A 9,188-nucleotide genomic window follows, 5' to 3' on the forward strand; every position below is an offset into this window, starting at 1 on the left:
CCGCATCCGGAAATTCAGCCCCTAAAGCATAAACCGATACCCAATCCCGGTTTCAGTAATGAAATGGCGGGGGCGAGCGGGATCCTGTTCCAGTTTTTGTCGCAGATGCCCCATATAAATACGCAAATAGTGGCTGTGTTCGACCGCGTTTGGTCCCCATACCTGGTTGAGTAACTGGCGCTGGGTGAGCACTTTTCCGGCATTGTTGAGCAGCACGGCCAGCAGACGGAACTCAATAGGCGTGAGATGTACTTCTTCCTCACCACGGTGAATCACGCGGGCGGCTAAATCGACGGTAACATCGGAAAATTTCACCACTGGCTCGGGCGCGGTGGTAGCTGAGTGGCGGCGTAACGCGACGCGCAGACGGGCCTGCAATTCGCCAATGCCAAACGGCTTACTCAGATAATCATCCGCTCCGGCATCCAGCGCGGCGATTTTGTCGCTCTCTTCGCTACGTGCGGAAAGCACAATCACCGGCACCGCGCTCCACTGGCGCAGGTCGCGGATAAACTCAATTCCATCGCCATCGGGCAGGCCGAGATCGAGAATAATCAAATCTGGCTTACGAGTCGCCGCTTCCAGCAGCCCCCGTTGTAGCGTTTCGGCTTCAAAGACGCGCATACCGTCGCCCTCCAGCGCCGTGCGCAGAAAGCGACGAATAGCCTGTTCATCTTCAACAATCAGAACGTTTGTCACATATCCTCATGAAATTCTTCAAGTTCAGGGGCAGTTTGCTGGGGAAGTGTAACACGAAAACAAGCACCACCTTCCGGTCGGTTGAACGCGGTAATGGTGCCGCCGTGTACATCCACAATCGCCCGACAAATTGCCAGTCCAAGCCCTACACCTGGTACCGCCGACTCTTTATTCCCGCGAGCAAACTTATCGAAAATCGTCTGCTCCTGGCCTGGTGGAAGACCGGGGCCGTTATCCCAGACATCCAGTTGTAGATTTTCGCCCTCAACGTGGGCATCGATACCAATTTCGGCCTGCGCACCCGCGTATTTCACCGCGTTCTCCAGCAGATTAATCAGCACCCGTTCAAAGAGTGGCCCGTCAACGTGGATTAAGGTCAGCGGTTCTGGCAGAGAAAGATTGATGGGCGACGATAAACCTGGTTCCAGCATTTGCAGCGCACTGCCGACCACTTCTTCCAGCGTTAACCACTCTTTCTTCAAATTAAAGCCGCCGGACTGAATTCGCGCCATATCCAGTAGATTATTCACCAGTCGGGTAGTGTTCAGCACATGCTGACGAATCTCGCTAGCCTGGCGGGCGTGGGGCGATCCTTCGCTTGCCAGATCGAGCGTTAAGATTTCAGCCTGACCAAACAGCACCGTAAGCGGAGTGCGTAAATCATGCGAAAGCGCCGCCAGCAGGGCGTTGCGGATCTGTTCACGTTCGCTTGCCATCCGCGCCTGTTCTTCGCTGGCGGTCAGCGTCAGCCGCTCAAGGGCATTGGCGACTAACAACGTAAATGTCTCCAGCAGGCGCTGTTGTTCCGGGATCATCAACTGGCGCAGATTCCCCGGTTCCACCACCACCAGTCCGTAGGTTTTCTCGCCGCTTTTTAGCGGCAAAATCTGGTACGGTACGCCGGGTAAAGTGTCAGTACCTGCGCCCGCGGGCAGGCCCTTATCAAAGCTCCATTGCGCGATGGCATCGTCCCACGGCGTCATTCCTTGCGGATGTGTTAACGGCTGCAATTTACCGTTGTCATCGGGCAACAACACCTGACTGCGGGCATGAAACGTGGAGGCAATAAATTGTTCGCTGGTGGCGGCGATGTCCTGCGGACTGCGGCCCACAGCCAGAGCTTTGGACATTTCATATAAGTGCCGTGTGCGTTGCTCGCGGTAACGGGCTACCCGCGCCTGATAACGCACGCCAGCAGTAAGGTTCCCGATCACCAGCCCAACGGTTAACATCACCGCGAAGGTCAGCAGATATTGCACATCAGAGACGGCGAGCGTGCCGCGTGGGGCGATAAAAAAGAGATCGAAACTCACCACATTAATGACGGTGGCAACCACCGAAGGCCAGCGTCCATAAAATAGCGCCACCACCACCACGCCAAGCAGATACAGCATCACCAGGTTGGCGGCATCAAACGTCATCAGCCACTGCATGGCAATTAAGGTGATAACGGCGCATAACGCGGCGGCAACCACGCATCCCTGAATCTGTACCCGCCACTTGTCTTTAAAAGAGCGGCTATCCGGCGCGTTGTTAATCGTGCGGGCGGGTGGCTCATCAAGTGCGACCAGAACCTGATCGAGATCGGGGGCGATGCGCGCCAGTCGGTCAGCAAACGTTTCCCGACGCCACCAGCGGCGCGAGGCCGGGCGACCGAGAATAATCTTGCCGAGATTATGTTCACGGGCATAACGCACTACCGCTTTTTCTTCCGCTGGATCAGAGAGTGTTGCCGTCTCTGCGCCCAGCTCCTGCGCCAGACGTAAGGCGCTGAGAATTGCCCGACGTTTTTTCTCCGGTAAGCGGTGCAGGGCAGGGGTTTCAACATACACCGCGTGCCAGACGCTTCCCAGCCGTGACGCCAGCCGCGCCGCCGCGCGGACCAGTTTTTCGCTGCCGGTGTTATGCCCGATGCATAAAAGGATCGCGTCGCGCGTGTGCCAGACTTTCTCTTCGCCAGGATGCCCCCGCCAGGCGCGCATTTGTTCATCTACGCGATCGGCAGTACGGCGCAGTGCCAGCTCGCGCAGGGCGATTAGATTGCCTTTGCGGAAAAAATGTTCAATGGCGCGCTCCGCCTGCCCGGCAATATAGACTTTGCCTTCTTTCAGCCGCTGGCGCAGATCGTCCGGGGGCAAGTCCACCAGAACCACGTCGTCGGCGGCATCGAAAAAAGGATCGGGCACGGTTTCCCGTACCTGAATTCCGGTGACGCCGCTGACCACATCGTTCAGGCTTTCCAGATGCTGAACGTTGACGGTAGTGAAAACATCAATGCCCGCTTCCAGCAGCTCTTCAATATCCTGCCAGCGTTTAGGATGACGGGAACCTGGCGCATTACTGTGCGCCAGTTCGTCCATTAAGATCAGCGCCGGACGGCGGGCGAGGGCGGCATCGAGATCAAACTCGCTGATATGCCGCCCACGGTACGCCTGGCGTTTTAACGGCAGAACAGCCAGCCCTTCCAGCATTGCGGCGGTATCTTTCCGCCCGTGGGTTTCTACCACGCCAACCACAATATCCAGCCCTTGCGCCCGCAGTCGCTGGGCTTCTGCCAGCATCGCCCAGGTCTTCCCAACGCCAGCACAGGCACCGAAGAAAACTTTCAGCTTCCCCCGATGCGGCGCGGCAGTTCGTTCCAGCAGACGATCGGGGTCGGGACGTAAGGGTTCGTTATTCATCAAGCTTATCCAGTGCCAGATTGAGTTCGACAATGTTGACGACCGGCTGGCCGATATATTTCACCAGCGGTTGTTGGCTGTATTTTGCGATCAGCTGAGTGAGCTGTTCAACGCTGAGATTACGCGCTTTCGCGATACGTGGGATCTGCCAGGCCGCCGCTTGCGGGGTGATGTTATTGTCCAGCCCGCTTGCCGACGCCGTCACCAGTTCAACCGGAACATTCGTGCTGGCATCCGGGTTAGCGGCCCGTAATGCAGCAACGCGTGTGGCTATCTGTTTATCCAGCTCCGGGTTACTGACTGCCAGATTGCTCCCGCCAGAAGCCTGTGGATTATAGGGCATTTCTGCCGTTGCCGACGGGCGACCCTGAAAATAGCCGTTGCCGGTAAAATTCTGCCCGATTAATGCCGAACCGCGTACCGTATCACCTTCACGGATCAACGAACCGTTGGCCTGCCAGGGAAACCACCATTGCCCCAGCGCGGTGGTCAGCAGCGGGTAAACGCCGCCAGTAATCAATAACAGAAAGATAAATGTCGATAATCCCGGACGTAATCCACGCATGGTAAACCTCACACCAGACCGCAAACGGTCAGCAGTAAATCAATGACTTTGATACCAATAAACGGCACCAGCAGCCCACCCAGACCGTAAATCCATAAGTTACGGCGCAACATGGCAGAAGCGGTAAGCGGTTTATAACTCACGCCTTTTAACGCCAGGGGAATCAAAAAGACGATAATCAAGGCGTTGAAAATGACCGCACTGAGAATGGCGGAGTCGGGCGAATGCAGGCGCATGATATTCAGCGCATTTAACTGCGGATACGTTGCCGCGAACGCCGCCGGAATAATGGCGAAGTATTTCGCCACATCGTTGGCAATGCTGAAGGTGGTCAGCGAGCCACGGGTCATCAGCATCTGTTTGCCAATATGCACCACCTCGATCAACTTGGTCGGGTTAGAGTCGAGATCCACCATATTGCCCGCTTCTTTCGCCGCCTGGGTGCCGGAGTTCATCGCCACCGCGACATCTGCCTGCGCCAGCGCCGGAGCATCGTTGGTGCCGTCGCCGGTCATCGCCACCAAACGGCCTTCCGCCTGATACTGACGGATCAATGCCAGCTTGGCCTCCGGTGTCGCTTCGGCGAGGAAATCATCGACGCCCGCTTCCGCAGCAATGGCGGCGGCAGTCAGACGGTTATCTCCGGTAATCATCACCGTTTTAATGCCCATTTTGCGTAGCTGGGCGAAGCGCTCTTTAATACCGCCTTTGACGATATCTTTCAGCGCAATAACACCCAGCACACGAGCACCTTCCACCACCACCAGCGGCGTGGCTCCCTGACGCGCAACCTGATCGACTTTTTGATCAACATCGGCAGGGAAGTGACCGCCGTTAGCCTCAACATGGCGGCGAATGGCATCGACAGAACCTTTACGGATTATGCGGTTGTCGATGTTGATCCCGCTCATCCGGCTTTGCGCAGTAAACGGTACAAAGGTGGCATGGAGCGACTGCACATCGCGCTCGCGCAGGTTAAAACGCTGCTTGGCGAGGATCACAATACTGCGGCCTTCCGGCGTTTCATCAGCCAGCGAAGCCAGTTGTGCGGCATCGGCCAGCGTTTTTTCCTCTACGCCCTGCGCGGGGATAAACTCCGATGCCTGACGGTTACCCAGCGTGATGGTGCCGGTTTTATCCAGCAACAGGACGTCAACGTCACCTGCCGCTTCAACTGCACGCCCGCTGGTGGCAATCACATTTGCGCCCAGCATCCGACTCATCCCGGCGACGCCGATCGCTGACAACAGGCCGCCAATAGTGGTTGGGATCAGACAGACCAGCAGCGCCACTAGTACCGTTACACTGACTGCATTACCGCCCCACGCGGAAAACGGCCACAGCGTGGCGGTTGCCAGTAAAAAGACGATAGTCAGGGCAATCAGCAGAATGGTCAGGGCAATCTCGTTCGGCGTTTTACGTCGCTGCGCGCCTTCCACCATCGCGATCATCCGATCCAGAAACGTCTCGCCGGGGTTAACGCTGCACTCAATCACCAGCCAGTCAGAAAGAATACGCGTGCCGCCGGTGACGGAGGCAAAATCACCGCCAGATTCACGGATCACCGGTGCCGATTCCCCGGTGATGGCGCTTTCATCGACCGATGCGCCCCCTTCAATGACTTCACCATCGCAGGGGATAATATCGCCTGCTTCTACTAGCACGATATCGCCTTTACGCAGTTGATCGGCGGGAACTTTGTCCGCCGCAGCGCCATATTTCGGCTCACGCAGCTTGCGGGCAAAGGCAGTTTTTTTCACCCCTTTCAGACTGTTGGCCTGCGCTTTACTGCGGCCTTCAGCCAGCGCCTCGGCGAAATTAGCGAACAGTACGGTGACCCACAGCCAGCCGCTAATTGCCGCGCTAAACAGCGCATTGCCAGGCATCGCGCCGCTTGCCATCGCGATGCTAATACAGGTGGTCAGCAAACTGCCGATCCAGACGATAAACATCACCGGATTACGCCATTGCGCCTGCGGGTTTAATTTTTTCACCGCTTCTTTCAGCGCCTGAACGACAAGTGTTGGTTCGAATAGCGCCAGTTGTTTACGACTCATATTCAGTGCTCACTCAATATCATCAGGAGAGATATTCCGCCACCGGACCAAGCGCCAGGGCAGGGATAAAGGTCAGTGCGCCAACCAGCAACACGGTGCCGATTAATAGTCCAACAAACAGCGGGCCGTGCGTTGGCAGCGTGCCGGAGCTGGCGGGTTGGCTCTTTTTACTCACCAGCGAACCGGCAATTGCCATCACCGGGATAATCACCCCGAAGCGACCGACAAACATGCACAACGCCAGCAAACAGTTCCAGAACGGAGAGTTGGCGCTTAATCCGGCAAAGGCGCTGCCGTTGTTGTTAGCGGCGGATGACACGGCGTACAGCACTTCGCTAAAACCATGCGGGCCAGGGTTGAGCATGGCGCTACGTCCGGCGTCGGTTATCATTGCCAGCGCCGCGCCCATCAGCACCAGCGTCGGGGTGACCAGAATCGCCAGCGCGGTCAATTTCATCTCGCGTACATCGATTTTTTTACCCAGATATTCCGGTGTACGACCAATCATCAGCCCGGCAATAAACACCGCCAGCAGGACAAACAGCATCATGCCGTAAAGGCCAGAACCGACACCGCCGAATACCACTTCACCAATTTGCATCAACCACATCGGCACCATGCCACCGAGAGCGGTAAACGAATCATGCATCGCAATCACCGCGCCACAGGAAGCCGCCGTAGTCACGACCGCAAACAGGCTACTGACCAGCACGCCGAAGCGGCTCTCTTTACCTTCCATATTGATGCTGCTGTCCGCGCCCAGTGCCAGCAGATGAGGATTACCCTGAACTTCTGCCCACATCACCACGCCTACGCAGATGACAAAAATCACTGACATCGCCCACAGCAACATGCGCCCCTGGCGACGATCGCCCGCCACTTCACCAAAGGCAAAGCACAGCGCTGTTGGGATCAAAAAGATCGCCAGCATCTGCACGAAGTTGGTCAGTGCGGTTGGGTTTTCAAACGGATGCGACGAGTTGGCATTAAAGAAGCCACCGCCGTTAGTACCGAGCATCTTGATCGCTTCCTGAGAAGCCACCGGACCCATTGGTAACAGCTGTTGTGCTCCTTCAATGGTCGTCACGGCCTGATAAGGCTGAAAGTTTTGCAACGCACCTTGTTGAATAAAAAACAGTGCGATCAACAACGCCACAGGGGCTAACACCCATAACGTGATGCGTAGCAGATCGACCCAGGCATTCCCGAGTGTGCTCATGCTCTGGCGGGTAAACGCGCGGATAAGGGCAAAAATCACCGCAATCCCGCTGGCGGCAGAAAGAAAGTTTTGCACCGTTAAGCCCGCCATCTGGCTGAAATAGCTCAACGTGGTCTCACCGCTGTAAGATTGCCAGTTGGTGTTAGTGACAAAGCTGACGGCGGTATTCAGCGCCAGATCCCACGACAGCCCCGGCAACTGTTGTGGATTAAGTGGCAGATAGTGCTGGCCGAGCAATATAAAAAACAGCACCGCCAGCCCCAGCATGTTCAGGCCAAGAATGGCAGAGAGATATTGCTTCCAGTTCATCTCACGGTCAGAGACGCCAAGTACACGAAAGAGTACGCGTTCAACGCCCGCTGTACCGGGAAGAGGAATATCATTAATCAGCCGCGCCAGCCCGCTGCCTAAAGGGCGCGCCAGCACCATTAACACCAGTAAAAATGTGGCGATCAGTAAGAACCCTTGCGCAGCCATCAGAACGCCTCCGCATTGATCAGGGCATAAACCAGATAACCCAGTAATAAAAACACCAGCAACACGCCGGCTATCACGCCTGCACTCACAGTGCACCTCCAGTGGCCTAAAAGTGATACCGGAAGGGTAGAATTCTGGCTGCAAAGATTTCGCAAAAATCTGCGGACGGGGTGTAAAAAAAGTATAAAAATGGCAAAAGCCATGACTTAACTAATGATTAGTATTAATTTAACTTTTATGTAACTTAATTACATGGTGAATGTAAATAAACCATCAATAAGCAAAAATAAGTGGTCGGATGAGTAGCAAAATTACACAAAAGGCGGTACTATTTTCATCAGATAAACAAATTCATTTTTCCGGTGCCATTCGCCGGGTAGATACAAAAGGGGGAGAAAAGTATGGAACTCTACAGAGAATATCCTGCATGGCTTATCTTTTTACGCCGTACTTATGCGGTTGCAGCGGGCGTTCTGGCGCTGCCTTTAATGCTTTTCTGGAAAGACCGCGCCCGCTTTTACAGCTACCTGCATCGCGTCTGGTCGAAAACCAGCGATAAACCGGTGTGGATGGATCAGGCCGAAAAGGCAACCGGTGATTTTTATTGATTGCCTGCGCGCTTAAGCCAGCCTCGTATCAGGGGGCTGGTTTAGGTGTTTTACATCAACGTCTTCCATGATAATTAACATGGAAGACGTTTCCATCGTGTTATTCATTTCATCACTGTTTTAGCATCAAGTTTCGATAGTATCCTTTCAAAGGACAACCCAGGATGCGGTCACTTTCATTGTCGCTCTAAGCGACTAGATCATCAGAAATCTCCAGTTAGGTTGCATACTTCCTTACACACTTTCCTGAAACTTCAGGGTAAGGTGATAAAGTCGCCATCCCTTTTTCTAATTCCAGCATCTAAATAAATTCCGAATTTTGCTATTAGTATCGCTACCGCAATAAAAACAGATAGTAAAGAGAGTAATATATACTTTAGTGATATGTTAAGAATAATTGATTGTTAACATATCTAATGGGATAAGATATGTTGCTGCTAATGAAAATATTCAAGATTTATAGTTGATAATTATAATACATCCGATATCTCAGCCCTTTCTATGCAAGATGCAATTTTATAAGCTGTCCATTTTTTATATGGAGGCGGTAGCGTGGATGTTACTCTTAATTTTATTGGTATGGTGAATATATTGGAATTGTTAAATACATAACTATGTATCCGTTCTGGGCGTTGTAAATATTGGTGATCGCTTAATATTATTAGTGATTATGGCTGGAAAGATAAAGTGTGCTGTAAAGCGGTGATGGGTATTACATTCATGATTAAAAAAACAGAACCTGTCAATAAATAATTCATTTATTAAAACGGACTATTTCCATTATGACGGAATATTATCTCAATGAGACTGTTTGGAAATACAGAGCCAGTTTCTCCGGGGTAACGAGCATGTATACCAGTGTCAGGTGGCATTTGTATTGCC

General features: G+C 53.6%; 7 protein-coding genes. 1 reads left to right on the forward strand and 6 read right to left on the reverse strand.

What is annotated here, in order from left to right:
• Positions 1-21: 21 nt before the first annotated feature.
• From kdpE to kdpF, 6 genes are read right to left on the reverse strand one after another with little or no spacing between them, the layout of a single operon-like run.
• Positions 22-699: a two-component system response regulator KdpE gene (gene kdpE / locus FEK66_RS20395; protein ID WP_130209834.1), complete on the reverse strand. Its 678-nt coding sequence runs from the start codon at positions 697-699 to the stop codon at positions 22-24.
• Positions 696-3,380: a two-component system sensor histidine kinase KdpD gene (kdpD, locus tag FEK66_RS20400; protein WP_130209836.1), complete on the reverse strand. Its 2,685-nt coding sequence runs from the start codon at positions 3,378-3,380 to the stop codon at positions 696-698. Before kdpD ends, kdpE begins: the two co-directional genes overlap by 4 nt.
• Complete coding sequence (gene kdpC / locus FEK66_RS20405) at positions 3,373-3,945, reverse strand: K(+)-transporting ATPase subunit C (protein ID WP_130209838.1); 573 nt, start codon at positions 3,943-3,945, stop codon at positions 3,373-3,375. The genes kdpD and kdpC overlap by 8 nt, the downstream gene beginning before the upstream one ends.
• Before the next feature lie 8 nt (positions 3,946-3,953).
• Positions 3,954-6,002 (reverse strand): potassium-transporting ATPase subunit KdpB, encoded by a 2,049-nt coding sequence (gene kdpB / locus FEK66_RS20410; protein WP_135493541.1) that lies wholly within the window; start codon positions 6,000-6,002, stop codon positions 3,954-3,956.
• Positions 6,003-6,024: 22 nt separating this feature from the next.
• Positions 6,025-7,698 (reverse strand): potassium-transporting ATPase subunit KdpA, encoded by a 1,674-nt coding sequence (gene kdpA, locus FEK66_RS20415; RefSeq protein WP_135406206.1) that lies wholly within the window; start codon positions 7,696-7,698, stop codon positions 6,025-6,027.
• The gene (gene kdpF / locus FEK66_RS20420; RefSeq protein WP_001365534.1) at positions 7,698-7,787 is read right to left on the reverse strand and encodes a K(+)-transporting ATPase subunit F; all 90 of its coding nucleotides are present in this window, start codon (positions 7,785-7,787) and stop codon (positions 7,698-7,700) included. The genes kdpA and kdpF overlap by 1 nt, the downstream gene beginning before the upstream one ends.
• A 312-nt stretch (positions 7,788-8,099) precedes the next feature.
• Between kdpF and FEK66_RS20425 the strand changes: the two genes are divergently transcribed.
• Positions 8,100-8,306, forward strand: a complete 207-nt coding sequence (locus FEK66_RS20425; protein WP_135493542.1) for a YbfA family protein — start codon at positions 8,100-8,102, stop codon at positions 8,304-8,306.
• Positions 8,307-9,188 lie beyond the last annotated feature (882 nt).

The sequence above is a fragment of the Escherichia sp. E1130 genome, assembly GCF_005781065.1.
GTDB lineage: Bacteria > Pseudomonadota > Gammaproteobacteria > Enterobacterales > Enterobacteriaceae > Escherichia.

Coding starts and splice junctions, on each gene's coding strand:
- kdpB (WP_135493541.1), bottom strand. CDS start 6,002: ATGAGTCGTAAACAACTGGCGCTATTCGAACCAACACTTGTCGTTCAG.
- kdpC (WP_130209838.1), bottom strand. CDS start 3,945: ATGCGTGGATTACGTCCGGGATTATCGACATTTATCTTTCTGTTATTG.
- FEK66_RS20425 (WP_135493542.1), top strand. CDS start 8,100: ATGGAACTCTACAGAGAATATCCTGCATGGCTTATCTTTTTACGCCGT.
- kdpA (WP_135406206.1), bottom strand. CDS start 7,698: ATGGCTGCGCAAGGGTTCTTACTGATCGCCACATTTTTACTGGTGTTA.
- kdpD (WP_130209836.1), bottom strand. CDS start 3,380: ATGAATAACGAACCCTTACGTCCCGACCCCGATCGTCTGCTGGAACGA.